We start from the raw sequence: 26,641 nt of genomic DNA, 5'->3' as shown, positions 1-26,641 counted from the left end.
GTACGGGGTGACCCCCGGCCGGTTCGGGCACCGGTTCCGTCCGTACCGCCCGGGTGTGCCGCTCCGAACGGGGCTCCCGCCGGACGTCAGCCCCGCTCCGCCCCCGGATGGTGGCGGGTCCAGCCTGTCCAGGCCGAGGTGATCATGTCCTCGACGTCGTGGCGGGCCTTCCAGCCCAGTTCCGTGGTGATGCGGTCGGCCGAGGCGACGACGCGGGCCGGGTCGCCGGGGCGGCGGGGGGTGGTGACCGGGGGGCGGTCGTAGCCGGTGATCGCGTTGATGCGGTCGATCATCTCGCGGACCGAAACACCCTCGCCGCGGCCGATGTTGAGGGTCAGGTCGGTGCCGGGGGAGGCCTGTAGCGCGCGGGCCGCGGCGACGTGGGCCTCGGCCAGGTCGACCACGTGGATGTAGTCGCGGACGCAGGTGCCGTCGGGGGTGGGGTAGTCGTCGCCGAAGATGCGGGGCGGCGCGTGCTCCGTCAGCTTCTCGAAGACCATGGGGACGAGGTTGAAGACGCCCACGTCGGCCAGTTCGGGGCTCGCCGCACCGGCCACGTTGAAGTAGCGCAGGGACGCCGTGGACAGGCCGGTGGCGCGGCCCGTCGCGCGGACCAGCCACTCGCCCGCGAGCTTCGTCTCGCCGTACGGGCTCATCGGCACGCACGGCGTCTTCTCCGTCACCAGCTCTACGTCCGGCATGCCGTACACCGCGGCCGAGGACGAGAAGACGAACGCGGTCACGGACGCGGCGGTCACGGCCTCCAGCAGGACGCGCAGCCCCTCGACGTTCTCCCGGTAGTAGTGCAGGGGCAGGTCCACGGACTCGCCGACCTGCTTCTTCGCCGCCAGGTGGACGACCCCGGTGACCGAGTGCTCCGCGAGGGTCCGGGCGACCAGCTCGCCGTCCAGGGTCGAGCCGACCACCAGCGGCACGTCCGACGGCACCCGCTCGGCGATCCCGGTGGACAGGTCGTCGTAGACCACGGCGTCCTCGCCCGCCTCGCGCAGCGCGCGGACGACGTGCGCCCCGATGTAGCCGGCGCCGCCGGTGATCAGCCAGGTCATGTGGGCCGTCCCCTCGTCAGTGAGCCCGTGGTGCTTCGTCGCGCGTCCCCGTGTGGCCGCGCGTATCAGTGAAGCAGGCGGCCGACCCTGCGGCGCAGCACTTCGGTCATTCCTCTCCAACCGGACGTGGTGCGCAGGGCGAACGCGCCCGCGTGGGTCCGGTACGGCTGCAGGAAGAAGACGCTGCGGACGCCGTGGTGGACGTCCGGGACGGCGCGGCGGCGCAGCAGGCCGGGGCCGCCCAGCGCGTGCGCGGTCACCTCCCGGCTGGTCCCGTCGCGGAAGCGGAGGGTCAGACGCAGGTCCCAGGTGCCCGGCTCCAGCTCGGACAGCTCCACCGGCGTCTCCGTCGTCCACAGGTCCCCGTACCGGTCGCCCAGCAGCCGGGCCTCGGCGCGCGGGCCCGGACGGCCGTCCTCGCGGCGCGTGAACACCACCTCCACCGAGGCCGGACCGGCCTCGGCCATCCGGCCGTACAGCTCGTGCAGGCGCAGCCGCAGCCGGGTGCCCCGCGCGCGGACCCGCAGCTCCGCGTCGACGGCGGCCGGCAGCAGATGGGCCGGGCGTTCCAGGAAGTGCTCCAGGGTGACCTGGGGGAGGTCGGAGGACCAGACCGGGGTGCCGTCGGAGGCGCGGGCGTACGGGGGGAGCAGCCGGGCCGGGCGGGCCGCCAGCTCCCGCAGGCGGGGCAGGTCGCGCGGCCGGTGCGAGGCGAGCAGCACGCGGGCGAGGAGCCGGCCGGGGGCGCTCGGGTTGAGGGTGAGGTCGGCCGCGTCGAACGTCGACAGGTACGCGCGCGTGTGGTCCCACCAGGCGCGGCGGTAGGCGGCGGTGCGCAGTTCCAGCTCGCGGGTGTACATCCGCAGGTCGTGGTCGAGGAACTTGGCGTGCACGGCCCGCGCCAGCCGCTTCTCGCCCGCGCCGAGCAGGACCTCGTACGCCGCCCGGTTCGCCTCGGTGCGCGCACGCCAGTTGGAGACGTCCGCGCGGTCGAGCGAGATGGACAGCCGCTCGGCGTCGCGCCGCACGTGCCACACGTAGACGGTGTCCGGGATCAGCGCGACGCGCGGCGCGGCGGCCAGCACGCGCGCGGTGAACACGCAGTCCTCGTAGGGGTAGCGGCCGTCGGGGAAGCGGATGCCGTGCTCGCGCAGGAAGTCGGTGCGGTACAGCTTGTTGACGCAGAGCGTGTCGTGCGCGAGACGGGGGCGGCGGGACGGGTTGGGGAGCACGGCCGGGCCCGCGTAGAGCGCGCGCTCCCAGGGGATCTCGCGGCCCGACGGCAGCTCGCGTCGCACGCACAGCCCGGCCGCGACCTGGACGCCGTGCGCCTCGGCCGTGCCGAGCAACGCGTCCACCGCGCCGGGCGGCAGGACGTCGTCGCTGTCGAGGAACATCACGTACGGGGCGGTCGCCGCGTCGATGCCGTCGTTGCGCGGGCTGCCGCAGCCGCCGCTGTTGACGGCCCGGCGGATCACCTTCAGGCGCGGCTCCCCGGCCGCGAGGGTGTCGAGGAGGGCGGCGCTGCCGTCGGTCGAGCAGTCGTCGACGGCGATCACCTCGCGCACGGCGTCCCCCTGGGCGAGGGCGGAGCGCACGGCGTCCGCCACATGGGCGGCGTCGTCGTAGCCGATGACGACGACGTCGACCTTCGCGCGATGAGGGGTCATGAGTGCGGTCCACGGTCCGGATTCGGATGAGTTGCCGCAATTCTCCGTTAAGGGACGCTCAGTGTCCTGTCCGCGTTCCGGCGGGGGTGCGGCGCGCACCGCGTGTCAGGCGCTGCGGGATGCGGCCCGCCGCGGTCGGGGGCAGTCCGGACCGCCAGAGCCGTACGAGTGACAGGCCCGCCGCCGTGGCCAGCAGGCCGTTGCGCACGAGCATCAGCAGACAGCCCGTCCAGGTGCTGTGGATCACCTCGCCGTACATCGCCGGGTAGACGACCGTGCTGACCGCCGTCGCCGCCACGATCAGCGCGGCGACCGGGCGTTGGGTGGTGTGCCGCGAGGTCAGGCAGACGGCGGCCAGGCCCAGCAGCCACACCATGTACTGGGGGCTGATCACCCGGCTCGTCACCGTGAACAGCAGGACGGCGGCGAGCGCCGCGTCGTACGGGGTGGCCGCCGTCCAGTGCCGGGCCCGCACCCGCCACAGCAGCAGGATCCCGAACGCCGCGACGGTCAGGGCGAGCGAGCCGGCCGCGACCGAGCTGACGTACGGGCCGACGAACTCCATGGCGCCGTACTGGTAACGGGCCGTTCCCGGCCAACCGACGTGGCGCGCGAACCCCAGCACCGTGCCGCCGAGCGACTCGATCTGCACGCCCCGGCCGCCCTGCTGGCGCAGGAAGTCGAAGGGGTTGCTGAACGCCGCGGCGAGGACGGCGAGCAGCGCGGCGGCGGCGACCGCGGCCGACGTCCAGGCCTCGCGGGTGGTCCGGCCGCGGGGCGTGCCGATCAGCGCCAGCGCGGGCCACACCTTCACCAGGGCGCCCAGCGCTGCGAACACCCCGCCCGCGCGCGGCGACCGCGACAGCGCCAGCAGGGAGAGCACGGCGAAGGCGGTGACCTGCACGTCGTACCGGGCGAGCGGGATGTGCAGCAGCAGCGGCAGGGCCAGCACCCACAGCAGCGCCCCGCGCAGACTGCGGCCGGGCCGCCGTCCCGCGCGCGTGAGCGCGACGGTGATCACCAGGTCGGCCACGAGGGTGAGCGCCACGAACGCCGTGACGTACGTCAGCCACGGCAGCAGCGCGGGCGCCAGCAGCACGGGACCCGCGCCGGGCGGGTACTGCCACAGCCGGTCGCCCGCCGGGAACGCGCCGTGCGACAGGACGCCGTACCAGCGGAAGTAGAGATGTCCGACCTCGCGGGACACTCCGCCCCGGCCGAGGAGACGGAGGTCGTCGTGGGTGAGGAGCCACAGCATCAGGGCGCGGGTGGCGAGCCAGGCGGTGGCGAGGGCAAGCGGGCGGTGGTTCCTGAGGGCGCTCATCAAGGCCGGATCGTAAGCCGCATGGATGGGCTATTGCGGGCGATACGCCGTCAATACCGGCCAAAGGTTGTTTAATAGCAAAAAATTTGGCCCATGGTGTATGCGTGGTTCAGGCGGTCGGCAGCGGGGCGTCCGGAGACAGTGGCCGTTCTCCTGCCCGTGCTCGTGATGCTCGCGATCGGGCTCTGGGGACTCGACCGCGGCGCCATGTGGCGCGACGAGGCGGTGACGTTCCAGGTCGCCCGGCGCTCGGTGCCCCAGATCTGGCATCTCCTGCACACCGTGGACGCCGTGCACGGCCTGTACTACCTCGGCATGCACGCCGTCCTCGCCCCGTACCCCGGCGAGGTCGCCCTGCGCCTGCCGTCCGTCTGCGGCGCCGCCGCGACCGCCGGCCTGGTCGCCGCCCTCGGCGTCCGCCTGTGCCGGCCACGGGTCGGCCTGTGGGCGGGGCTCCTGTACGCCGTCACGCCCATGGCCGGACACTTCGCGCAGGAGGGCCGCTCCTACGCGCTCGTCGCCGCCGGCGCCGCGGGAGCGACCCTGCTCCTGGTGCGGGCCGTGGCGTCCGCGCGGCCGGGTCCCTGGTGGGCGTACGGCACCGCCCTCGCCGTCACCTGCCTGCTGCACGAGATGGCCCTGCTCCTGCTGCTCGCGCACGCCTGCACGCTGGCCCTCGCGCGCCTGCCGGTGCGCATCTGGCGACGCTGGCTCGCCGCCGCCGCGGGGGTGACCCTCGTCCTGTTGCCGCTCCTCCTGGTCTCGCGGGGGCAGTCCGCGCAGGTCGCCTGGCTGTCACGGACCGGGCTCCGCAGCGCGGAGCGGCTGCTGGACACGTTCACCGGCCCGGCCCACCTCGTGGTCCTGCCCTATCTCCTGCTCACCGCCCTCGCGTTCGTGCCCGGCCTGCCCCGCCGCGGCGCGCTCACGCTCCCGGCCGTCGCCCTGCCGCTCGCCGCGGTGCCGCCCCTGGTGCTGCTGACCGTGTCGCGCTGGTGGCCCCTGTACGACGAGCGGTACGTCCTGTACGCGCTCGCCGGGGCCCCGCTCCTCGCGGCGGCCGGAGCGGACCGCCTCACCGGGCTGCTGCCCCGGCTGGTGCCGCACGCGGTCCTCAGCGGCGTCCTCGGCGTCACCCTCGTCTTCGCCGTCCAGCTCCCGATCCTGCGCCAGGACCGCAGCCCCGACCGCCGCCCCGACAACCTCGCCGCGGTCTCCGCCGTCGCCCACCGTGAACTGCGCCCGGGTGACCCGGTGCTGTTCCTGCCCTCGCTGGCCCGGCGTGCGGCCCTGGCCTATCCCAAGGGCTTCCTGGGGATCCGCGACATCGCGCTGAGCGTCCCCGCCCCGGCCTCCGGCACCCTCTACGGGCGCGAGGCGGACGCCGCCGAACTGCGCCGCCGGCTGGCGGGACTCGACCAGGTGTGGGTGGTCGCCGAGCCGTTCGCGACGGTGCCCTCCTGGTATCCGGACAGCCCCGCCGAACGGGTCAAACTCGCCGTGGTCGACGAGCAGTTCGTGCCCCGCGAGCAGGTCGTCCGGCGCGGAGTGACGATGCGTCTCTACGTGCGCAGGCCTACGCCGGGCCTGGCGTTTCCGACCGAGCCGCCCGGTCGAGAGCGGCCGTCAGTCGGTCGAGCCGGTCCCGGAGCTCTCGGATCTCCTCCAGGTCCGCCCCGGTAGCCGCCGCGATCCGGCGCGGCACGGACACCGCCCGCTCCCGCAGGGCGCTGCCCTCCTCGGTGAGCCGCACCTGCACGGACCGCTCGTCGCGCGTGCTGCGCTCCCGCAGCACGAGACCCGCCGCCTCCAGCCGCTTCAGCAGCGGCGACAGCGTTCCCGAGTCGAGCCGCAGATGCTCGCCGAGCCGCTTCACGGGCAGCTCGCCGTGCTCCCACAGCACCAGCATCACCAGGTACTGCGGGTAGGTGAGCCCGAGGTCCTTGAGGATCACCCGGTACACACCGCCGAAGGCGCGCGAGGCTGCGTGCAGCGAGAAGCAGATCTGCTGGTCGAGGCGGAGGAAGTCCCCGTCGGAGGGGGCCGGGGAGATCGGCGCGGGTGTCGCGGTCATGTTCCCAGGATAGCTCGTGCGAGCCATTAAGTTGTGCACAACTGAATTGCGTGCTCTAATTCTGGTCGTGGGGTCGCCGGACCGGCAGCCCCGCCAAGGAACCGACTTGAGAGGGATGGTCCTCATGGACACGCTCTACACCGCAGTCGCCACCGCCACCCACGGCCGCGACGGCCGTGCCGTGAGCTCCGACGGCAAGCTCGACCTCCAGCTGGCGATCCCGGTGGAGATGGGCGGCAGCGGGCAGGGCACCAACCCCGAGCAGCTCTTCGCCGCCGGTTACGCCGCCTGTTTCGCGAGCGCCCTCGGCGTCGTCGGCCGCGCCGCGAAGGTCGACGTCTCCGAGGCCGCCGTGACCGGCGAGGTCGGCATCGGCAAGCAGGGCGAGGGCTTCGGCCTGGCCGTCACGCTCCGCGTCGAGCTGCCCGACACCGTGGACGAGGCCACCGGCCGCAAGCTGGTCGAGCAGGCCCACCAGGTCTGCCCCTACTCCAACGCCACCCGCGGCAACATCCCGGTCGAGCTCGTCATCGAGTAGTCGTCGCCCGCGGCGGCGCGTCACCGGGCGGTACGAACCCCGGGGCCGGCCGCCGCGCCGGTGGCTCCGCCGCCTGCCGCGGCCGTGTCCCCGACCGGAGCGGCTCCCGTGCCGACCCGGGCCAGCACCTCCCCGGTCTCCCGGCTCCACGCCACCACCGTCGCCTCCTCGGGAACCCGCCGCCAGCGCGTCAGCAGCAGCCAGCGGACGTGGTACCGGCGGGCGACGGAGGTGCGTTCGGCCCGTGTCGAGGCCGGGTCGAGATAGGCGCGGACCGCCGCGACCCGCCGCCGCCGCTCACCCTCGTCGAGGGCGGGGTCGGGCCAGGCGGGCGCGGCGAGGTCCGGGCCGTAGCCCGCGATCAGGTGCACCGCGTAGTACCCGTCGGTGATGACCGCCTCGCCGGGCCTGATGTGCCGGGCCGCCCAGTCGTACGTGGGCCAGCGCGGCGGCTGGTCGAAGCCGACCGGGTCGAGTGCGCGCGGCACGACCGCCCCCGCCTGCACGGTGAGGAACCCGGTCAGCGCGGCGCAGGCCGCCACCCACCCCAGCAGCCGCCGCCCCCGGCCCCACGGTCGCGGCGCCGCCAGCTCCACCCCGAGCGCGAACTGGAGCGGCACGAGCGTGAGCCCCAGGATCCTGCCGTACGTGTAGTGCCCGCTCGCCCAGCCGTAGGCGACCACCGCGCAGTCCAGTACGAACAGCAGCACCAGCGGATCGCGCCACCCGCGGCCGCCGTGCCGCCGGGCGCTCCGGGCCCGCAGCCACAGTGCGGGCAGCCCCGCCGGCGCCAGCCAGAAGTGCCCGGGCATCCCGTCGTACAGCCGCTCGTGCATGGCGTCCACGCTGCGGTCACCGGTCAGTGCGAGGACGTCGAAGTAGGGCCAGGCGTACGCGACGAGGAGTGCCACCGCGCCCGTCAGCAGCCACCGGCCCACGACGGCCGGACGCCGGCCGCGCCGGGAGCCCGCCACGAACGCCACGGCTCCGAGCGCCGCCGCGATCGCGGTGATCGGATGGACGAGCAGGATCAGCCCGTACAGCCCGCCGAGCGCCGCGTACCCCCACCAACTGCTGAGACCGGCCGGGCCCACGAAGCGGACCGGGCCGCCGGTCGTCCCCGCGGCGCGCGTGGCCGTGAGCGCCCAGGCCCAGAAGGTCAGTCCGATGGCGAACGTCGACGGATAGCCCAAATTGCCCGTCATCGACATCAGCCCGAGATAGCCGCTCCACCAGGCCCGCTCGGTGCCCCAGAGCAGCACCATCGCGAACAGACAGAGGACCGGTGCCCACGGCCGGGGCGTCAGCGTCCGCACGAAACGGCCGACGCCGGTCAGCAGCACCAGCAGGTTCACCGGTCCGGACAGCCGCACGACCGCCCAGCCGCCGAGCCCGGTCAGCCGCGCGAACGCGCCCTGCGCCACCGCGTACGGCGAGTAGTACGGGCTGCCCGCGCCCGGCAGGTCCGCCATCGGGTGCAGCGGATGGAGCAGATGGGCCCGCAGGCGCTCGACGACCGCCGCGTGCTGCCCCGCGTCGCAGCACAGCGGGACACGCCAGTAGGCGAGCGTCACCACCAGCCAGAACAGGCCGCCGAACAGCTGATACGGCGTCGGACGCCAGGTGCCGCCGCCGCGCAGCGCGGTCGCGCCCCGGACGGCCCCCCGCCGGGCGAGGACATCGGCGCTCACCGGGCGGGGAAGGCGGGCTCTGCGGTTTGTGGCATCTGCCGTATATGCCCGCCAAGGTCGGGCCGCTAGCCCAAGATCACCTCATCGGGCGACCTCGGCGTCCCGCCGGGCGGGCCCCGGCACCGCGCCGGTGAGCGCCCGTCCGCCCGGACGGACGACCGCGTCCAGGAGCAGCGGCAGGCCGACCACCGGGAGCAGCCACAGCAGCACGATCAGCCGGTCGCCCCAGATGTTGATGTCCGGGTGCCCGGCCTGGTTGAGCACCCCGGTGAACGCCGCCGCCAGCAGGAAGGGCGCGAAGGCGCGGTGTCGGCGCAGCGCCCCCCACCCGGCCGTCAGCACGGCCGCCAGGAACAGCGGCTCCCACAGCTGCCGGCGCAGCCACTCGATCCAGAACGCGGTCTCCAGATGGAAGAACTCCGGCCAGGGCCGGGCCCGGTCGGGACGGGCGAAGTGCCCGGTCAGCAGGTCCTGGAGGCTCTCCGACTCGGAGGGGTAGTGCAGCACCTTCGCGAGCAGCACGGTGCCGAGCGCCGCGCAGCCCGCCACCAGGCCGAGCGTCCGCAGCGGCCCGTCCCACCGCCGCCGGCGCGCCAGGTGCAGCGCGCAGACGGCGGCCAGGCACAGGCCGAGGAAGAGCGCCTGCGAGTGCTTGACCGTGAAGAGCACGGCCAGCGAGCCGCCCGCCAGCCAGGTCCCGGCCCGGGGGCGGCCCTCCAGGATCAGCGCGCAGCCCCACAGCGCCGCCAGGGTCACCGTCATCATCAGGCCCTCGGTCATCGGCCGCATCGCCGTGGTCCCGCACGGCAGGACGTAGAACAGCGCCTGACCGGTCAGGGCCGCGCCGGTGGAGGCGCGCAGGGTCCGCAGCACGAGGAAGACGAGGACGCCCCCGGCCACGGTCACGAGGACGCTCGACGCCCACAGCCCCCACGTCACCCCGAGCAGCGTCACGAACGGGACCAGCAGCACCGGATAGCCGGGCCGCACCTCGAAGATCCGCATGAAGCGGGGCGGCATGAACGGCACCGTGCGGCCGACGGTCTGCCCGGCCGCGAGCCGCGCGGACACCCCCCGCCACTCGGCACGACGGCACTCCTCGATCACCCGCCGCGTCGGACTGGCGCGGTGGAAGCGCACCACGTCGACGGCCTGGTTGCGGCGGGCGACGGACGCCTTGCTCGCGCACGCGTAGTCGATCGTCCGGGCGGCCGCCTCGTGCTTGCTGTCGCCGCTCAGACTCAGCGCGTACGACAGGTAGTTCTTCGTGTCGGGGGTGTCCCGGCCGGTGACGTTGGCGAGCTGGAGCACGGCGAAGACCGCGGCGATCACCACCACCCACCCGCGTGCCGACCGCGGTCGGCGCGGCGCCCGCGTCCAGGAGCGCGGGCCGCGCGCGGTCGTCGGGGTGTTCACGAGGACGCGAGGACGTCGTGTCCCGCCTGCGCGGGGACCGCGACGGCCGGGGCCGGGGCCTCGGGCCGCTCGCCGAGCATCAGGGTCCGCACCACCCGCTCGGCGGCCCTCCCGTCGTCGAACTCGCAGAACCGCGCCCGGAATCCGGCCCGCAGCCGCGCCGCCTCCGCGTCCCGCCAGGATCCCGACGCGAACAGCCACGCCAACTCGCGCTGCGTGCCCGCGACATGGCCCGGCGCGTCCGAGGTGACGTCGAAGTAGACGCCCCGGCTCGCCGCGTACGCGCCCCAGTCGTCGGCGAGCAGCACGATCGGCCGGTCGAGGTTGGCGTAGTCGAACATCAGGGCCGAGTAGTCGGTGACCAGGGCGTCGGAGGCGAGCATCAGGTCCTCGACGGACGGCTCGTCCGTCGCGTCGACCAGCACCCCCCGCCGGTGGAGCTCGGCCAGGCCCATCCCGCGCGCCGGACCGTCCGCGAGCGAGGGGTGCAGCCGTACGACCAGGGTGTGGCCGTCTCCGAGATCCTCCGCGAACCGGGCGAGGTCGAGTCGGTCGGCATGCCCGCCGCGCACGTAGTCGCGGCGCGTCGGCGCGTACAGCACGACCCGGTTCTCCGCCGGGATGCCGAGACGGGTGCGGACCGCGGCGCCGGCCCCCTCCTCGGAGCGGGCCCGCACGAGGACGTCGTTGCGCGGGCTGCCGGTACGCAGCGACGTGAAGTGGCAGGGGTAGGCGCGGTCCCAGACCAGCTCGGAGTGGCGGTTGGCGACCAGGCTGTAGTCCCAGCGGTCGGCGCGGCGCAGCATCTGCGGCACGTCGAAGCCCTGCCGGGCACCCGGCTTGTGCAGCAGGTCCGCGGCCATGAACTTCAGCGGGGTGCCCTGATGGGTGTGGATGTGGACGCTGCCGGGCCGCTTCACCAGGGAGCCCGGCCAGTTGACGTTGTTGACGAAGTACGTGGCCCGCGCGGTCACCCGCCGGTAGCGGGGCGAGTCGAGCAGCACGTGCTCGGTGCCCGGCGGCAGCAGCGCCGCCTGCTCCTCGTCGCGGACGACCCACACGCCCCGGATGTGCGGGGCGAGTTCACGCGCGGCCGTGTACACGGCCGCGGGGTCGCCGAGGACGCCGCGGTGCGAGAACGCCGAGTACACCGCCAGGTTCGGGTCCAGCGGGCGGTGTTCGTGCAGCGTCGACAGGCCGCGCTTCACCCGCACGGTCGCCGCCCTGCGCACCTGCTGCCCGCGCCGGCTCAGCTCCCGTCCGGCCCGCACGGCCTGCCGCCGCAGCCGGTACCGCGTGAACCCGCCCTCCAGTACGCGCAGTTCGGGCGGCACGGCACCGCTGCGGTGCTTGCGGAACAGCGCGGCCGTCAGCCGGAAGAACTCGGCCTTGTCGCCCTCCGGCAGCCGGTCCGGCTTGGAGAGGATGTCGAGACAGTGCTCGCCCATCTTGTGGTGCAGGTACGGGCGCCAACTCGACAGCTCGGGCCGGGCGTCGACGAACGCGAAGACCCGCTCGTACTGGTCGTGGATGTCGAAGTGCTTGCGGCTGGTGGTGGACAGGATGTTGCCCTGGCGGCGCTGCCGGTAGGCGAGGCAGATCCGGTCCAGCGCGGCGATCCGCCGGGCGCTGAGCATCACCGGGAACGTCCACGGGGTGTCCTCGTAGTAGCCGGGCGGGAAGGCGAAGCCCTCCTGCTCGACGAACCCGCGCCGGTAGACCTTGTTCCACACCACCATCAACAGGTCCAGGATCTCTGGGTGTTCGGCCGCCGAGAAGGTCCCCGGGCCGGCTTCCGCGAGCACCCGGGCGAGCACGTTCCTGCGGGTGCCGCCCCACCAGTAGGTGCGGGCGTAGTCGAAGACCAGCACGTCCGGGTCCGCGGTCTCCTCCAGCCGGTCGGCGACGGCGCGCAGCGCCCCCCGCGTGAGGGTGTCGTCGCTGTCGAGGAAGAACAGGTAGTCCCCGGTGGCCAGGGGCATGCCCGCGTTGCGCGCGCGGCCGAGCCCCACGTTCTCCGGCAGGTGCAGCACCCGCACGCGCGGGTCGCGGTCCGCGTACTCGTCGAGGATCGCTCCGCAGCCGTCCGGCGAGCAGTCGTCGACGGCGATCACCTCGAGGTCCGTGTACGACTGCTCCAGGACCGAGTCGAGACACTCGCGCAGAAAGCCCTGCACCTTGAAGACGGGAACGATGATGCTGAAGCGGGGCACGTCAGCTCCTTACGAGGGTGGACGCGGCGGGAGCCGGGCGGCGTTCGGCGAGCGGCAGGACGGGCGGGATCGCCTCGGGAGGTTCGCCCAGCAGCACCCTGCGGACGACCCGCTCGGCGGCCCTCCCGTCGTCGAACTGGCAGAACCGCTCGCGGAACCGGGCCCGCAGAGCCGTCGCCTCCGGGTCGGCGTACGAGCCGTCGGTGAAGAGCGCGGCCAGTTCGCCGGGGGTGCGCGCGACCCGGCCCGGCGGCTCCTCCATCACGTCGAAGTAGACGCCCCGCGTCTCCCGGTAGACCTCCCAGTCGTCCGCGTACACGACGACCGGACGGTCCAGGTTGGCGTAGTCGAACATGATCGACGAGTAGTCCGTGATCAGCGCGTCCGCGGCCAGGCAGACGTCCTCGGAGGAGCGGTGCCCGGTCACGTCGATGATCCGTCCCGAGCCGCGCCCACTGCCCTCGTCGTAGAAGTAGTGGGCCCGCAGCAGGACGACGAACTGTTCCCCGACCGCCTCGCAGAAGGCCTCCAGGTCGAGGCGCGACTCGAAGCCGGTGCTGTGGTCGCGGTGCGTGGGGGCGTACAGCAGGGCCGTCCGCCCCTCGGGCACCCCGAGGCGCTCACGGACCCGGGCCACGTCCTCGGCGGTCGCCGTGCAGTACACGTCGTTGCGGGGATAGCCGTACTCCAGGGCCTCGTAGCCGCCGGGGAAGGCCCGCTCCCACATCTGGGTCGAGTGCCGGTTGGAGGAGAGGTTGTAGTCCCAGCGGTCCACCCGGGACAGCAGCTTGGTGAAGCTGCCGGTCGCGGCGGCCACCACCGGATACGTCGACTGGTCGACGCCCATCTTCTTCAGCGGGGTGCCGTGCTGCGTCTGGACGTGCACGCTGCCGGGCCGTTTGACCACGGCGTCCGCGAAGTTGGCGTTGTTGACCAGGTACTTGGCGCGGGCGAGCACCTCCCAGGCGCGCCTGCTGCCGATCACCGCGTGCTCGACGTCCTTCGGCACGGCGTCCACCGCGTCCGGCTCCACCAGGAACACCGAGCGGATGTGCGGGGCGAGTTCACGCGCCTTGGCGTGGATCGCGGCCGGGTTGCAGGCGTACCCGCGGCCCCAGTACGCGCAGTACACGGCGAGGTTCTCGTCCAGCGGGCGGCGCAGCTGGGCCGCGTAGAAGGCGCGGGTGCGCAGCATCCTCGGGCGCGGTACCCGCCGGACCGCACCGGCCGCGGCCCGGTTGGCGCCGCGCAGGGCACGGAACGCGCTGTAGGCGCCCGTCGCGAGCAGCCGGTGCTGCACGCCGAGGCTGCCTCCCGGCACGCGGTAACCGGCCGGGCGGTGGCGCCGGTAGAGCCGGCCCGCCCGGCGGAAGAAGGCCCGGCGGCGGCGCGCCGGCACCCGGGTGGGATGCGCGGCCGTCTTCAGGACCAGGGTGAAGAGCTGGCCGAACAGCGCCTTGGGCCGGGCGGCGGGCACCGTCTGTTCGGCCACCCGGGTCAGCACCCGCTCGACCTGGTCGAGGAGTTCGAAGTGGTGCTCGCCCGGGGCGTTGAGCCGGCTGCCCTGGCGGCGCAGATGGTGGCGTACGCAGACCGTGCGCAGCACGGCCGTCCGCTCGGCGGCCACCGTCACCAGCCCGCCCCAGCCCGCGTCGGTGAAATGCCCTTCCGGGAAGGTGAGTTCGCGCTCGACGAGGAAGGCGCGACGGTAGGCCGCGCTCCACGCCGGCACGTGCACGCCGAGGACCTCGGGGGCCTTGTCGAGCGGCGGTGTGCTCGGCTCGCCCTCCCACCAGTGCACCCGCTGGTGCCCGAAGTACAGGACGTCCACCCCGGCCGGCAGGGCCGCGTCCAGCGCGGTGAGCGCGCCCGGGGCCAGCTCGTCGTCGCCGTCGAGGAAGAGCACGTAGGTGCCGGTCGCCGCCGCGATCCCGGCGTTGCGGGCCCCGCTCAGCCCGCCCGACGGCGGCGAGTGGACGGGCGCCACCCTCGGGTCGCGGGCGGCGTACCCGGCGGCGACCGCCGCGGCCGGTGAGTCCGGCCCGTCGCAGACCGGGATCAGCTCGACGTCGCCGAAGGACTGGGTGAGGACCGAGTCCAGTGCGTGGGACAGTCGCCCGGCGACTCCGAAGGTGGGCACGATGACGCTGAAGCGGGGCATTCTGTTCTTTCTCTCAAGGGGCGCCGAACGGGGGTTTCATCGCCCGGGGCGCCCGGTCGGCCGCCACGTGGTGGGCCGGGTGGGCGTGGGTCGCGACGGGCTGGAGGGCACGCGGACTCCGGTTCAGAGCTGCTCGGGCAGGGGGAGGGCACCGCCCGGCGCCGGGACGGCCGCGAGCGGCGCGGCGGGAGCGACCTCCGGCGGGGCGGAGCCCACCGTGCGGGGAGGCGCCGCGACGGCCGAGGGGACCGGGTGCCGCTCCGCGAACGGGATGAACGACGGCAGCCCCGCCGTCTCCCCGAGGACCACGTGCCGCACCACCCGCTCGGCGGCGCGCCCGTCGTCGTACGGGCAGAACCGCTCGCGGAACGCGGCCCGCAGTTGCGAGGAGCGCGAGCCCCGCCAGTGGCCGGTCGCGAAGATGTCGATCAGTTCGTCCTCGCTGCGGGCGACCGCGCCCGGCGGGAAGGCGCGCAGGTCGAAGTAGGTGCCGCGGGCCGCCTCGTACGCCTCCCAGTCGTCGGCGTGCACGACGATCGGCCGGTCCAGGCCCGCGTAGTCGAACATCAGGGACGAGTAGTCGGTGACCAGCGCGTCCGAGGCGAGGCACAGCGACTCCACGCTCGGATGGTCCGACACGTCGATGAGCCGGCCGGCCGGGGCGTCGGTGAGCGGCGCCCCGTAGCGGTGGTGGGCGCGTGTGAGGATCACGAACCGCGGCCCCAGCTGCCGCAGCACCCGTTCCAGGTCCAGGGTGCGGCGCTGGCCGCTCCGGTAGTCGCGGTACGTCGGCGCGTACAGCACGGCGACGGCGCCCTCGGGGATGCCGAGCGACGCGCGCAGCCGTGCCACGTCCGCCGAAGTCGCCTGCTGGAACACGTCGTTGCGCGGCATCCCGTACTCCAGCGTGGCGTACGAGGAGGGGAAGGCGCGCTCCCAGACCAGCGTGGAGTGGCGGTTGGCGGACAGGCAGTAGTCCCACGTGTCGACGCCGCGCAGCAGCTCGGCGAAGTCCGTGCCGCGCGCGGCGGCCGGGCGGTCCTGGAGGTCGAGGCCCATGTGCTTGAGCGGCGTCCCGTGCTGCGTCTGGATCACCACCTGGCCGGGCCGCTTCACCAGGTGCCGGTCGAAGTCGACGTTGTTCACGAGGTACTTGGAGCGGGCGAGCGCCGTCCAGTAGCCGGCGGTCCCGGGGGACAGTCGGCCGGTGGCGGCCGGGATCGTGTGATGGTGCTCGACATCGGCGATCCACGTGGTGCGCACGTGCGGCGCGTACGTGCGGAACGCCGACTCAAGGGCGCCCGGGTTGCAGCCGTGTCCGCGGCCTCCGTGGCTGGAGAACACCGCGCGGTCGGCGCGCAACGGGAGCCGGAGCTGCACGCGGTAGTGCAGTCGGAGCGTCGCGGTCCGTGCCGAGCGGCGCAGCGCGCCGGTCAGCCGCACGGCTCTCTTCCGGGTCCGCGACAGGAGCGAGAGCAACCGGTACGTGCGGTGCGTGCCGAACCTGACCAGCGCGTGCCGCAGCGGCAGACGCAGCCCGGCCGGGGAGCCCGGCACGCGGTAACGCCGGTAGTGGTCACGGGCCTTGCGCAGGAACTCGGCCCGCGCGCCGCGCGGCAGCCGGTCCCGCTTCACGAACACCGTGGAGAAGTGGTCGACCATGCGGCGGAACAGCAGCGGGCGCCACCGCTCCAGCTCCGGGTGCGCGGCGACGTGCGCGAACACCCGGTCGTACTGCTCGAAGACGTCGAAGTGCTTGCGGCTGCTGGTGCCGAGGATGCTGCCGTGCCGCCGCTGGCGGTAGTGCACGCACACCCGGTCGAGCGTGGCGATCGACTCGGCGGACATCATCGCCGGATACGTCCAGGGCGTGTCCTCGTAGTACCCGGGCGGGAAGGTGAGGCCCTCGCGCTCGACGAACTCCCGGCGGTACGCCTTGTTCCAGACCACCATCAGCAGCCGGAGCAGCCCGGGCCGTTCGGTGAGCCGGAAGGGCGCCGGGCCCTCCTCGGTCAGCTCCGCCGCGAGCTGGTTCCGCCGGACCTCGCCCGACCAGTAGGTGCGGGCGTAGTCGTAGACCAGCACGTCCGGTTCGGCGGTCTCCTTCAGCCGGTCGGCGATCGCGTGCAGCGCGTCCGGGGTGAGGGTGTCGTCGCTGTCCAGGAAGACCAGGTAGTCGCCGGTGGCGCGTTCGATCCCCGCGTTGCGGGCGCGGCCGAGTCCCACGTTCTCCGGCAGGTGCACCGGGAGCACCCGGGCGTCGCGGGCCGCGAACTCGTCGATGATCGCCCCGCACGCGTCGGGCGAACAGTCGTCCACCGCGATGAGTTCGAGGTCCGGACACGACTGTTCGAGCACCGATTCGAGGCACTCGTGCAGGTACGCCTGAACCTTGTACGCGGGGACGATGACACTGAACCGGGGCACGGGACATCCATGGGTCGGCGCGGGCATACCTGCCCGGGAACGGCCGAAGGGGTGACTTGGTTACGCCAGATGTGGCATACGGGGGATGTCCGGTGAACGGCGAGGGGCGGACCGGTGTCCGGCCCGCCCCTCAAGTGTGCTGGCAACCTGCTTATTTGACCGCGCCGGCCATCACGCCGGACACGAACTGCCGCTGGAACGCGAAGAACACGGCGAGCGGGATCACCATCGAGATGAAGGCGCCGGGCGCGAGCACGTCGATGTTGTTGCCGAACTGGCGTACCTGCGTCTGGAGCGCGACCGTGATCGGCTGGCTGCCCGAGTCGGAGAACACCAGCGCGACCAGCATGTCGTTCCACACCCACAGGAACTGGAAGATCCCCAGGGAGGCGATGGCGGGCCCGCCGAGCGGCATCACGACCCGCGTGAACAGGCGTAGTTCGCCCGCCCCGTCCAGCCGGGCGGCCTCCAGCAGTTCCCGGGGTATCTCCGCGAAGAAGTTCCGCAGCAGGAACACCGCGAACGGCAGCCCGTACCCGACGTGGAAGAGGACCACGCCGATGATCGAGCCGAAGATGCCGATCTTCCCGAAGAGTTCGGCGATCGGGATCAGCGCCACCTGCACGGGCACCACCAGCAGACCGACCACGCCGAGGAACCACCAGTCACGGCCCGGGAACTCCATCCAGGCGAAGGCGTAGCCGGCGAGCGAGCCGATCACCACGACGAGCAGGGTCGCGGGCACCGTGATCAGTACCGTGTTGAGCAGCGAGTTGGTGATGTCGCTGTTCTCCAGGAGCTTCTGGTAGCTGTCCACGGTGAGCTGCGAGGGCGCGCTGAAGACCTTCCACCAGCCGCTCGCGCTCATGTCCTCCGGCTTGCGCAGCGAGGACAGCAGCAGCCCGAGCGTGGGCACCAGCCAGAACAGACCGACCAGGAGCAGGAAGACGCGCAGGACACCGCTGCTGACGGCGCCCGCGATCCGTGAACCGAGCGACCTCCGGGCCGTCTTCGCCTCGGGTGCGGTCGCCGTCTTCGTGAGACTTCCGGCATGGGCCGTCATCGCCGCACCTCCCGCCTGAGCCTGCGGACATTGAAGAGCATCACCGGGATCACGAGCAGCAGCAGGAACACCGCGATGGCGCTCGCGATGCCCGGCTGGTCCTCCGCGAAGCCCTTGCGGTACAGCTCCAGGGCCAGCACGTTGGCGTCGTCCTGGGAGGAGCCCGGAGCGATGATGAACACCAGGTCGAACACCTTCAGCACGTTGATCATCAGCGTCACGGCGACCACCGCGAGGACCGGCGCGAGCAGCGGCACCGTGACCCGGCGGAACACCTGCCACTCGTTCGCCCCGTCGACCCGGGCCGCCTCCAGCAGCTCACGCGGCATGCCCGCGAGCCCCGCCGCGATCAGCACCATCGCGAAGCCCGCCCACATCCAGATGTACGAGCCGATGATGGCCGGTGTGACGAGCGACGGGCCGAGCCAGTCGAGGCCGTTGTACGGCTCCTTGAAGTTGTCAGCCGGGAGCCGCAGCAGGGCCCCGTCGGCCTTGCCCGAGAGGGTGAACGTGCCGTCGTCGCCGACCTTCGCCGAGTCGACGACCTTGCCGTCCTTGACCGCCTCGATCTGCATCCCCGAGTAGCCCAGCTCGCTCGGGTCGACCTGGCCGAGCCTGCCCACGCCCTTGCCGCGGGTGAAGTCCTGCCAGGCCGTGCCGGTGACCCTGCCGGGGTCGGTGGCCGCCTGCACCGCCTTCTTGGCGCTGTCCGGCATCTGGTCCGGGGCGACGCCCACCAGTGGCAGGGAGACGGACTGTCCGGCCCGCACGGCGTCCCGGGTGACGAAGCCGCCCTGGTCGGGTTTCAGGGGCGACTCCCGGCCGGGGTGGGCCTTCGGGAACGCCGACGACGAGGCGAAGGTGTCGTGCACCCCCACCCACACGGCGTTCGCGATGCCCTTGTCCGGGTCCTGGTCGTACACCAGCCGGAAGATGATGCCGGAGGCGAGCATCGAGATCGCCATCGGCATGAAGACGACCAGCTTGAACGCCGTTCCCCAGCGCACCCGTTCGGTGAGCACCGCGAAGATGAGGCCCAGCGCGGTCGCGACCGTCGGGGCGAACACCACCCAGATGATGTTGTTCTTCAGCGCGGTGCGGATGCCGTCGTCGCTGAACAGCGCCTTGTAGTTGTCGATCCCGGCGAACCCGTCGCCCGACTGGTCGTAGAAGCTGCGCACGACCGAGTACCCGATCGGGTAGACCACGAGCGCGCCGAGCAGCACCAGGGCGGGCAGCAGGAAGAGCGCTGCCACGGTCCTGCGGGTGCCGGTCACGCTCTTGCGCTTACGGGCCGGGGGCACCGGTGCGGTGCCCCCGGCCGTTGCCGACGTCATCGCCGGATCAGCCCTTGTAGGCCGCTGCGGCGTCGGACTCGAGCTTCTTCTGGGCCCCCGCGACGTCCTTCGGGTTCTTCAGGAAGTCCTGCAGGTCCTTCCACTCGCCCTTGCCGGGCGTACCGCCGAACGACTGCGGGGCCTGGTCGGACATGTCGAAGCGGAAGTCGTCGCCGGCCGCGATCAGCGCCTTGGCCATCTTCTGCTGGACCGCGTTCGGGTAGGCGGACAGCGCCACGCTCTTGTTCGGCGACAGATAGCCGCCGAGCTTGGCCTGGATGGTCGCCGCGTCGGGAGACGCCAGGAACGTGACGAGCGCCTGGGCCGCCTTGGAGTCCTTCAGGACGACAGCGGCGTCGCCACCGCTGACCACCGGCGGCTTGGAGCCGACCGCCGGGAACGGGAACACCTTCGCGTCCGTCCCGATCTTCGCCTTGGTCTCCGCGATGTTGACGGCCACGAAGTCGCCCTCGAAGACCATGCCCGCCTTGGGCTGGTCGCCACCGGTGAACGTCTGCGTCACCGAGGCCGGGAACTCTGTCTGGAGCGCGCCGTCCGGGCCGCCCGCGATGAGGTTCTTGTCGCCCCAGATCTGGGCGAGCGTGGTCAGCGCGTCCTTCACGGACGGGTCCGTCCACTTGATCTTGTGCTGGGCGAGCTGGTCGTACTTCTCCGGGCCCGCCTGGGAGAGGTAGATGTTCTCGAACCAGTCGGTGAGCGTCCAGCCGTCCGCGCCGCCCACCGAGACCGGAGTGACACCCGAGTCGTAGACGGTCTGCGCGGTGGTCAGGAAGTCCTTCCAGGTCTTGGGCTCCTTGGCCCCCGCGTTCTCGAAGACCTTGGCGTTGTACCAGACCAGCGACTTGTTGGCGGCCTTGTAGTAGACGCCGTACTGCTTGCCGTCGACCTTGCCGAGGTCCTGCCAGCCCTGGGCGTAGTTCTTGGCCAACTGCGCCTGGGCGTCCGGCCCCACGGGCTTGGCCCACTTCTTGTCGACGGCCTGCTTGATGGCGCCGACCTGGGGGAGCATCGCGACGTCCGGCGGCGCGCCACCGGCGATCTTCGAGCCGAGGAAGTTGATGATCGGGTCCTGCGCGGGTACGAACGTGACCTTCGCGCCCGTGCGCTTCTCGAACTCCGCCAGCACCTTCTTGAAGTTGGCCTGTTCGGCGCCGGTCCAGACGGCGGCGACCTCCAGGGTGTCGCCGTCGAGCTTGGGCAGGGTCACCGAGCCGGTGTCACTGCTCTCGGTGGCCTTGCCCCCGTCGGTTCCCTTGTCCTTGCCGTCGTTGTCGCCGCCGCACGCGGTGAGCGTGAGCGCCCCCGCGACGAGCGCGGCAGCGGCGGCCTGTGCGGTCCTGCGTGAGCGGTGCGTGGCGTGATCGGTCGACCTGCGTGTACGAAGAGTGCTGCGCATCAGTGCCCCGTTCTCCGTTCTGCGTTCCTCGTTGAACGTCCGAACAGCTGTCCCGTGCGCTCCGGTCTACGCCTGGTCGCTCAAGGGCGGCAAGAGCGCCGGTACTGTCAAGTGAGCGATCGTGATTGGGTCGTGACGTCGGGCACACCGGCGCGAGACCCGAACAGACCTCGCGAACAGGGCACTTGAGGGCGGGCTCCGCGGACCGGAAGCGCCGCTCGGGATCGGTCCGGGGCCGGACCGATCCCCTCGGTTCCGCTAGAGCAGCGACGGCACCTCGGCGGCGGAGACGGAACGCGCCGCACGCTCCAGCGCGCTGGCGAGCAGGGCCAGGTCCGTCGGGCCGTTCCCCAGCTCGCGGACCGGGCGGCGGGCCGGCGGGTCGCCCATGCGGTGCCACTCCAGGGGGACGACCGTGGGGCGCAGCGTCGCCGTGCGGGGGATGCGCCCCGTGACGCGGCCGCCCTGGAAGGGCGTCTCCCGCCCGTCCGGGCGCAGCAGCCGCCCCCGCCCGGGGGCGGGTTCGTCCGGTCCCGGTGCCGGTGCTTCGAGGGTGACGCGCAGCGCTGCGGAACGCGCCAGCTCCGACCCCGCCGTCCGTCCGTCCACCGCGGACGCCGCCACGAGGTGCACCCCGAGCCGGTCGCCCTCGCGGGCCACGGCCTCCAGTGCCCGCACGACCGAACCGGCCGCCGGGCGTCCTGGGGACCCCAACGGCGGTGACAGCAGGGCGTCCAGGTCGTCGACGACGACGACCAGACGGGCCAGCGGCGGCCCCGGCTCGGTCTGCCGGCGGGCCGCGGCGGGTCGCAGCCGCAGCGTCGAACTGGACGGCGTGTCGAGGTCGGCGGCGCCGGTGGACGGCCTTGTGCCCGCAGCCGGGCCGGGCGCGCGCTGGGCGACCAGCCGGCCGGACACCGCCTGGCCGGTGTGCCACTCGGCGAAGCCGAGCCGGCCGAGCAGCTCGGACCGCCGCTTCAGTTCGGCGCTCAGGGACTGCGCGAACTCCCGCATGCGCACGGGGTCGTTGGCCGTCAGGTGCGTGGTGACGTGCGGCAGGTCGGTGCAGACCTGGAGTCCTTCACCGGCGCCCCCGGAGCCGTGTCCGCCCGTGCCGTCACGGCCCTCCATCAGGACGATGCCGAGCCGGTCGGGCCGCTCGGCGGCGGCGAGGGACGCGGCGACCGAGCGCAGCAGCTCCGAACGGCCGCTGCCCGGCGGGCCTTCGATCAGCAGATGCGGGCCCTCGACATGGAGGTCGACGGCGACGGGGCCGCGCGGGCCCGCGCCGAGGACGGCCCGGGCCCGTCCGCCGAGCGCCTCCGTGTCGTCCGCGGCGTCCGCCCAACGGGCCATCAGCGAGGCGGGGGTGGCGCGTGCGAGGCCCAACTCGTCGAGCAGGCGCGCGGCTTGGGGCAGGGGAGCGGACACGCGCGTGTGCCGGTCGCCCTGCGCGCCGTCCGTCCGCAGTGGTGCGAGCGCCCGCGCGAACCGCTCGGCCCAGGCGAGCGACACCGCGTCCACCGCGGCGACGGTGCCGTGACCGACGGGACCGCGCGCCGGTTGGCCTCCGGGGGAGGTGCGGCCCGGGTGCGACGAGGAGGTGCCGGAGGTTCCGGCGCCGTACCCGGCCGCGCGTCCGGCTCCCGGATGCGGGATGCCCAGGTGCGTCGATCCGTCGTGCCGCGACGAGCCGGCCGACGGCCCGGTGCGCGCGGGGCCGGAACGCGGCGACGGCGCCGACGGCCCGGTGCGCTCCGCTCCGTCACCGCGGGACGGGCCGCCGTGCGCCGCCCCGGTCCGCGGGGTCCCGCCGGTGCCGCCCGGTGCCACCCGCAGCAGCCGCAGTGCCGTGGCCACGTCCCCGCTGAGCAGGGCCACCGCCCCGCACGCACGGAACGCGGGCGCGACGGCGCACGCCGCCTCGTACGTCTCCGTCACCGGGGACGCGGGTGACGCGGCCGCCGTCTCGGCGAGACACACCACGTGGATACCGGCCCGCGGGCCCTCGTGCGTGAGGCGCAGCACGGCCTCCCGGACGTCCGCGCCACCGGGGTCGCCGTCCACGACGACCACCGTGTACGGACCGTCGACGCCGGCGTCGGGGTCCTGTCCGGAGCCGGAGTGCGCCCCGCCCTCGGCGCGGGCCCAGGAGGGCCGGTGCGTCGCACCGCGCGAGGTGTCGCCGGTGCCGGGTCCGTCGTGTCCGCCGCGCTCGTGCGGCTCCGCGCGCCGGGCGGCCGGGACGGAGACGGCCTCACCGCCAGGGCTGGTGCCCCGCCGGCCCGGTTCGCCGGCCGTCTCCGTGAGGTGGTCCTCCAGGCGGCGCAGCAGTTCGTCGGTGCGCGCCGCCGCCTGTTCACGGTCGTACGCGAGGAGGAGCCGGCAGTCCTGCCCGTGGGTGGGACGCAGGTGGGGGAGCCAGCCGAGCCAGGACCACTCGGCGCTGCGCTCCTGCGCCGACCGGGCCCGGTCGGCGCTGATGAGGACGATCTCCAGTGTGTCGGGGGAGTGCAGCGCGGCGAGCTGGGCCACGACCGCGCGGGCCAGCCCCGCCAGCCGCGCCCTCGGCCCGGCCAGGCCCAGGGAACCGACCTCGCGGAGTCCCGTGGTCACCGGCACGGCGGGCAGCGCGCCCGAGCCGTCCGGCGTCGTCCGGTCGGCCGTGCCGAGCCGCACGGTCAGGGCCTCCTGGTGACCGGCGCCGCGCTCCCAGAGCCGGGGGCCCGGGCCGAGGGCGGTGAGCAGCAGCGCCGCCGGGTCGGGCCAGGTCTCGGGCGAGGGGTGCGCGGCGGTCGGCAGGTCCCGCACCACGAGCGCGCCGTCGTCGTACGTCTCGGGCGCCGTCCCCTCCGGTCCGCCGCGGCTTCCGGTCAGCCGGCGGGCCCAGGCGCCGAGACCGCCGCGCCTGCGCATCCCCGCCGGAACGTCCGTACCGCGCATCGGCGTGCCTCTGCGGGCTCCCGGGAGGCCCGGTCCGGCGCCGAAGGCGTCCTCCGGCTCTCCTTCGGACCACTCCCCGGCGGCTCCCGTGTGGCCGTCACTCCCGCCCGGGCGTCCGGCTCCGCCTCCGGAAGCCCCGCCGCGCGGGCCGCTCTCGATCCGGGGTGCCCCGCCCTGCTCCGGCACGACGGGCGGCGCCGACCGCCCGTACTCCTCGGCTCCGGGGACCCCGCCGGCGGAGGCTCCCCACCCGGAGGTGCCGTAGGCGTGGTGTGTCGCGTCCGCGGGAGGGAGGGAGCCCCCTTGGAAGAGGGAGGCGCTCTCCCCGCGCGCGTGGGGGACCGCTCCGTGCGGCTGCCGGTCGTCCGGGGACGCGCTCGGCGACGGGGCGGACGAGGTGCCCGGCCCGTGGGAGCCGCCGGAGCCGCCGTCCGGGGCGTCGCGGGGCGCGCCCACCGACACCCGGACGTGCCCTTCGCCGTCCGGGGCGCTCGCCACCGCGCCCGGGCCTCCGGGCGGGGCGAGGCGCAGGGCGGACTCGCCGACGCGCAGCAGGGCGCCCTCGGAGAAGCGGACGGGACGCTCGCCCACGCGGGTGCCGTCCAGCGTCGTGCCGTTCGTGGAGCCGGTGTCGGCGACCGAGACCCGCCCGTCCGGGGTGACCGTGACGGCGCAGTGCAGACGGGAGACGTCCGGGTCGTCCAGGGGGACGTCCGCCCGGGCGGAGCGGCCCACGTGGATCTGGCCGCCGTGCAGCAGATGGACCCCGCCCGCGTCGGGACCGGCGACCACATGGAGCTGGGCCGAGACGGCGTCCAGGTCGGGGCCGGGTTCGGCCGGCGCGCCCAGACAGAGCACGGCGCCGTCCGTCAGCGGCGGCTCACCGAGGGTGCAGCGCTGGGCGTCGAGCCGCTCCGCGCCCGCGTACAGCACGATCTGGCCGCCCCCGGGCTCACGGCCCCGCTCGCCCTGTCCGGCGCCCCCGCTCCCCCCGACCGCCGAGGCCAGCCCCGACGCGACCGCGGCCAGCGCCGTCCCGGCGGGCGCGGTCACCAGCACATCGCAGGCCGCGGCGCGCCCCCGCGGCTCCGAGGGCGGGCCCAACGGGTCTACGACGGTCAGCCGGATCTGCATCGCCGTCAGGGGTCCCTTCCGCGCAGGTGCCCGCGACGAGGACGAGGCTGTGCTGCGGTCCCCCACCGCAGAATTCCCCCACCGCACACGGGCACGTCGGCCAGTACTGGAGGCATCCTCGCACCTGCCACTGACAACACGCCCGCCCCCCACCCGTAAGTGATCTTGATTGGTCGGCTCTGCCCGTAAAAGTGCCTGACCGGTAGCCGGCGGGTGTCCGCTTGAGATCGGTCACGCCCGCCTTCCGGCAACCAAGCGACCGGACCGAGCGTCTTTCCATCGAACATGCACGGGTAGCCGCACGTATGCGCTTATGCGGACCACAGGCGCGCGGGGGACCTATGGCCAAGCACACGACGACGACAGCCCGGTGCCCGGGAAGGCGGCACTACAGTGGGTCGGAAACCTGTACCACGGTGACCACGGTGGACGGACCAGGCAAGCAAGCAACAGGGAGCGCATGACGTGCGGCCGGTAGGGAGCAAGTACCTCCTTGAGGAGCCGCTGGGACGCGGCGCCACAGGCACGGTCTGGCGCGCCCGCCAGCGGGAGACCGCGGGCGCCGAGGCGGCCGTAGCGGGCCAGCCCGGCGAGACCGTGGCGATCAAGGTCCTGAAGGAGGAGCTCGCCAGCGACGCCGACATCGTGATGCGGTTCCTGCGTGAGCGGTCGGTGCTGCTGCGCCTGACCCACCCCAACATCGTGCGCGTACGGGACCTCGTCGTCGAGGGCGACCTGCTCGCGCTGGTCATGGACCTGGTCGACGGGCCCGACCTGCACCGCTACCTGCGCGAGAACGGGCCCTTCTCACCCGTCGCCGCCTCCCTGCTGACCGCCCAGGTCGCCGACGCGCTCGCCGCCAGTCACGCCGACGGCGTCGTGCACCGCGACCTGAAGCCCGCGAACGTCCTGCTCAAGCAGGACGCCGGCGGGATGCACCCGATGCTCACCGACTTCGGCATCGCCCGGCTCGCCGACTCCCCGGGTCTCACCCGCACCCACGAGTTCGTCGGCACGCCCGCGTACGTCGCGCCGGAGTCCGCCGAAGGACGCCCGCAGACGTCCGCCGTCGACATCTACGGCGCGGGCATCCTGCTGTACGAGCTGGTCACCGGCCGCCCGCCGTTCTCCGGCGGGTCCGCCCTCGAAGTGCTGCACCAGCACCTCAGCGCCGAACCGCGCCGCCCCTCGACCGTCCCGGACCCCCTGTGGACGGTCATAGAGCGCTGCCTGCGCAAGAACCCGGACGAGCGGCCCAGTGCCGAGAACCTCGCGCGCGCACTGCGCGCCGTCGCCGCGGGCGTCGGCGTGCACGCCACCCCCGCGCAGATCGCCGCCGCGGACGGCGTGGGCGCCCTCCTCGCGCCCGACCCGTCCCCGGCGACCGTCCCGAACATGCCCGGCGCCGCCGACCCCACGCAGGTGCTCCCGCACAACGCGGGCTCCTACGACCCGTACGGCGCCACCAGCGTGCTGCCGCACACCTCCGGCGACGCCGACCCCACCTCCGTCCTGCCGAACCGCGGCGCGGCCGACCCGACCTCCGTCCTGCCGCCCGTGCCGCCGCACCAGCCGGGCGGCCAGGGCGAGGACCCGCACCCGTGGCAGAACCAGCTGCGCGCGGCCCGCGACCGCAACGACCAGACGCAGGTCCAGTACCTCGACCCGAACGAGGACCCGCTGCGGCGCCGCCCCCAGCGACAGGTGGCCCGGCCGCAGCAGCAGCGACCGCAGCGCGGCCGGCAGCAGCAGCAACAGGGCTACGGCTACCCGCAGCAGCAGGACCCGCAGCAGTACGCGCCGCGTCACCAGCAACAGCAACAGCAGCAGCCGCAGCGCTACGCCCCGGCACCCCAGCAGCAGCCCCAGCCGCAGCGCTACGCCGAACCGCAGCGCCCGCAGCAGCCCGCGCGCGAGCCCCGTCAGCGCAGCGCCAACCCCATGAAGATCCCGGGGCTCGGCTGCCTGAAGGGCTGTCTGTTCACCATCGTCATCCTGTTCGTGGCCGGCTGGCTGGTGTGGGAGTTCAGCCCCCTCCAGGGCTGGATCGGCAGCACGAAGGGCTACTGGGCCCAGCTCAGCGACTGGTTCGACACGGTCAGCGGCTGGATCGGCGACCTCGGCGGAAACAGCCCCTCGAGCAACTGACCCTGTGGATTTGTCGAT

16 protein-coding genes are annotated in these 26,641 nt (G+C 73.7%); 3 read left to right on the top strand and 13 right to left on the bottom strand.

Annotated elements, in window-relative coordinates; translation table 11 throughout:
- Positions 1-86 precede the first annotated feature (86 nt).
- From galE to AB0C62_RS24700, 3 genes are all read right to left on the bottom strand, one after another.
- Entirely contained in the window at positions 87-1,067 is a 981-nt protein-coding gene (galE, locus tag AB0C62_RS24710; RefSeq protein WP_362976508.1) for a UDP-glucose 4-epimerase GalE, read from the bottom strand.
- Positions 1,068-1,132: 65 nt separating this feature from the next.
- The gene (locus AB0C62_RS24705) at positions 1,133-2,737 is read right to left on the bottom strand and encodes a glycosyltransferase family 2 protein (protein WP_362976506.1); all 1,605 of its coding nucleotides are present in this window, start codon (positions 2,735-2,737) and stop codon (positions 1,133-1,135) included.
- Positions 2,738-2,795: 58 nt separating this feature from the next.
- Positions 2,796-4,061, bottom strand: coding sequence for a glycosyltransferase 87 family protein (locus tag AB0C62_RS24700; protein WP_362976504.1), 1,266 nt, complete (start codon positions 4,059-4,061; stop codon positions 2,796-2,798).
- A 93-nt stretch (positions 4,062-4,154) separates the two neighbouring features.
- Here AB0C62_RS24700 and AB0C62_RS24695 point away from each other — a divergent pair, with 93 nt between their 5' ends.
- On the top strand, positions 4,155-5,744 hold the full coding sequence (locus tag AB0C62_RS24695; RefSeq protein WP_362976502.1) for a glycosyltransferase family 39 protein: 1,590 nt from the start codon (positions 4,155-4,157) through the stop codon (positions 5,742-5,744).
- Here AB0C62_RS24695 and AB0C62_RS24690 read toward each other — a convergent pair.
- A complete protein-coding gene (locus tag AB0C62_RS24690; protein ID WP_362976500.1) occupies positions 5,638-6,135 on the bottom strand; it encodes a MarR family transcriptional regulator in 498 nt (165 codons plus the stop codon). The genes AB0C62_RS24695 and AB0C62_RS24690 overlap by 107 nt on opposite strands.
- Before the next feature lie 124 nt (positions 6,136-6,259).
- On the opposite strand from AB0C62_RS24690, the gene AB0C62_RS24685 reads away from it, so the two are divergent.
- Positions 6,260-6,673, top strand: coding sequence for an organic hydroperoxide resistance protein (locus AB0C62_RS24685; protein ID WP_081221601.1), 414 nt, complete (start codon positions 6,260-6,262; stop codon positions 6,671-6,673).
- Between the two features lie 20 nt (positions 6,674-6,693).
- Here AB0C62_RS24685 and AB0C62_RS24680 read toward each other — a convergent pair whose 3' ends face one another.
- The 9 genes from AB0C62_RS24680 to AB0C62_RS24640 all read right to left on the bottom strand — a co-directional run bounded on the left by AB0C62_RS24680 (position 6,694) and on the right by AB0C62_RS24640 (position 24,475).
- On the bottom strand, positions 6,694-8,364 hold the full coding sequence (locus tag AB0C62_RS24680) for a hypothetical protein (RefSeq protein ID WP_362976498.1): 1,671 nt from the start codon (positions 8,362-8,364) through the stop codon (positions 6,694-6,696).
- A gap of 81 nt (positions 8,365-8,445) precedes the next feature.
- Positions 8,446-9,702 carry a hypothetical protein gene (locus AB0C62_RS24675; protein WP_362976529.1) on the bottom strand — a complete coding sequence of 419 codons (1,257 nt, stop codon included), beginning with the start codon at positions 9,700-9,702 and terminating at the stop codon, positions 8,446-8,448.
- Positions 9,703-9,776: 74 nt separating this feature from the next.
- The gene (locus AB0C62_RS24670; RefSeq protein WP_362976496.1) at positions 9,777-11,993 is read right to left on the bottom strand and encodes a CDP-glycerol glycerophosphotransferase family protein; all 2,217 of its coding nucleotides are present in this window, start codon (positions 11,991-11,993) and stop codon (positions 9,777-9,779) included.
- 1 nt (position 11,994) lies between these two features.
- The gene (locus AB0C62_RS24665) at positions 11,995-14,154 is read right to left on the bottom strand and encodes a bifunctional glycosyltransferase family 2 protein/CDP-glycerol:glycerophosphate glycerophosphotransferase (RefSeq protein WP_362976494.1); all 2,160 of its coding nucleotides are present in this window, start codon (positions 14,152-14,154) and stop codon (positions 11,995-11,997) included.
- Between the two features lie 123 nt (positions 14,155-14,277).
- Complete coding sequence (locus AB0C62_RS24660; RefSeq protein ID WP_362976492.1) at positions 14,278-16,581, bottom strand: bifunctional glycosyltransferase family 2 protein/CDP-glycerol:glycerophosphate glycerophosphotransferase; 2,304 nt, start codon at positions 16,579-16,581, stop codon at positions 14,278-14,280.
- A 151-nt stretch (positions 16,582-16,732) separates the two neighbouring features.
- Complete coding sequence (locus tag AB0C62_RS24655) at positions 16,733-17,644, bottom strand: carbohydrate ABC transporter permease (RefSeq protein WP_362976490.1); 912 nt, start codon at positions 17,642-17,644, stop codon at positions 16,733-16,735.
- On the bottom strand, positions 17,641-18,981 hold the full coding sequence (locus tag AB0C62_RS24650) for a sugar ABC transporter permease (RefSeq protein WP_362976488.1): 1,341 nt from the start codon (positions 18,979-18,981) through the stop codon (positions 17,641-17,643). Before AB0C62_RS24650 ends, AB0C62_RS24655 begins: the two co-directional genes overlap by 4 nt.
- 7 nt (positions 18,982-18,988) lie before the next feature.
- Positions 18,989-20,398: an ABC transporter substrate-binding protein gene (locus tag AB0C62_RS24645; RefSeq protein ID WP_362976486.1), complete on the bottom strand. Its 1,410-nt coding sequence runs from the start codon at positions 20,396-20,398 to the stop codon at positions 18,989-18,991.
- A 258-nt stretch (positions 20,399-20,656) separates the two neighbouring features.
- Positions 20,657-24,475 (bottom strand): FHA domain-containing protein, encoded by a 3,819-nt coding sequence (locus tag AB0C62_RS24640; protein ID WP_362976484.1) that lies wholly within the window; start codon positions 24,473-24,475, stop codon positions 20,657-20,659.
- Between the two features lie 465 nt (positions 24,476-24,940).
- Here AB0C62_RS24640 and AB0C62_RS24635 point away from each other — a divergent pair, with 465 nt between their 5' ends.
- Entirely contained in the window at positions 24,941-26,623 is a 1,683-nt protein-coding gene (locus AB0C62_RS24635) for a serine/threonine-protein kinase (RefSeq protein ID WP_362976482.1), read from the top strand.
- Positions 26,624-26,641 lie beyond the last annotated feature (18 nt).

The organism is Streptomyces sp. NPDC048643, from assembly GCF_040650615.1.
In the GTDB taxonomy this organism is placed as follows: domain Bacteria; phylum Actinomycetota; class Actinomycetes; order Streptomycetales; family Streptomycetaceae; genus Streptomyces.
Note: the sequence above shows the minus strand (reverse complement) of the source record. Positions and strands in the feature narration are given on the sequence as shown.

Excerpts from the sequence above, each read along its gene's own strand:
- galE (WP_362976508.1), bottom strand. The coding sequence starts at position 1,067 with ATGACCTGGCTGATCACCGGCGGCGCCGGCTACATCGGGGCGCACGTC.
- AB0C62_RS24705 (WP_362976506.1), bottom strand. The coding sequence starts at position 2,737 with ATGACCCCTCATCGCGCGAAGGTCGACGTCGTCGTCATCGGCTACGAC.
- AB0C62_RS24700 (WP_362976504.1), bottom strand. The coding sequence starts at position 4,061 with ATGAGCGCCCTCAGGAACCACCGCCCGCTTGCCCTCGCCACCGCCTGG.
- AB0C62_RS24695 (WP_362976502.1), top strand. The coding sequence starts at position 4,155 with ATGGTGTATGCGTGGTTCAGGCGGTCGGCAGCGGGGCGTCCGGAGACA.
- AB0C62_RS24690 (WP_362976500.1), bottom strand. The coding sequence starts at position 6,135 with ATGACCGCGACACCCGCGCCGATCTCCCCGGCCCCCTCCGACGGGGAC.
- AB0C62_RS24685 (WP_081221601.1), top strand. The coding sequence starts at position 6,260 with ATGGACACGCTCTACACCGCAGTCGCCACCGCCACCCACGGCCGCGAC.
- AB0C62_RS24665 (WP_362976494.1), bottom strand. The coding sequence starts at position 14,154 with ATGCCCCGCTTCAGCGTCATCGTGCCCACCTTCGGAGTCGCCGGGCGA.
- AB0C62_RS24655 (WP_362976490.1), bottom strand. The coding sequence starts at position 17,644 with ATGACGGCCCATGCCGGAAGTCTCACGAAGACGGCGACCGCACCCGAG.
- AB0C62_RS24650 (WP_362976488.1), bottom strand. The coding sequence starts at position 18,981 with ATGACGTCGGCAACGGCCGGGGGCACCGCACCGGTGCCCCCGGCCCGT.
- AB0C62_RS24645 (WP_362976486.1), bottom strand. The coding sequence starts at position 20,398 with ATGCGCAGCACTCTTCGTACACGCAGGTCGACCGATCACGCCACGCAC.
- AB0C62_RS24640 (WP_362976484.1), bottom strand. The coding sequence starts at position 24,475 with ATGCAGATCCGGCTGACCGTCGTAGACCCGTTGGGCCCGCCCTCGGAG.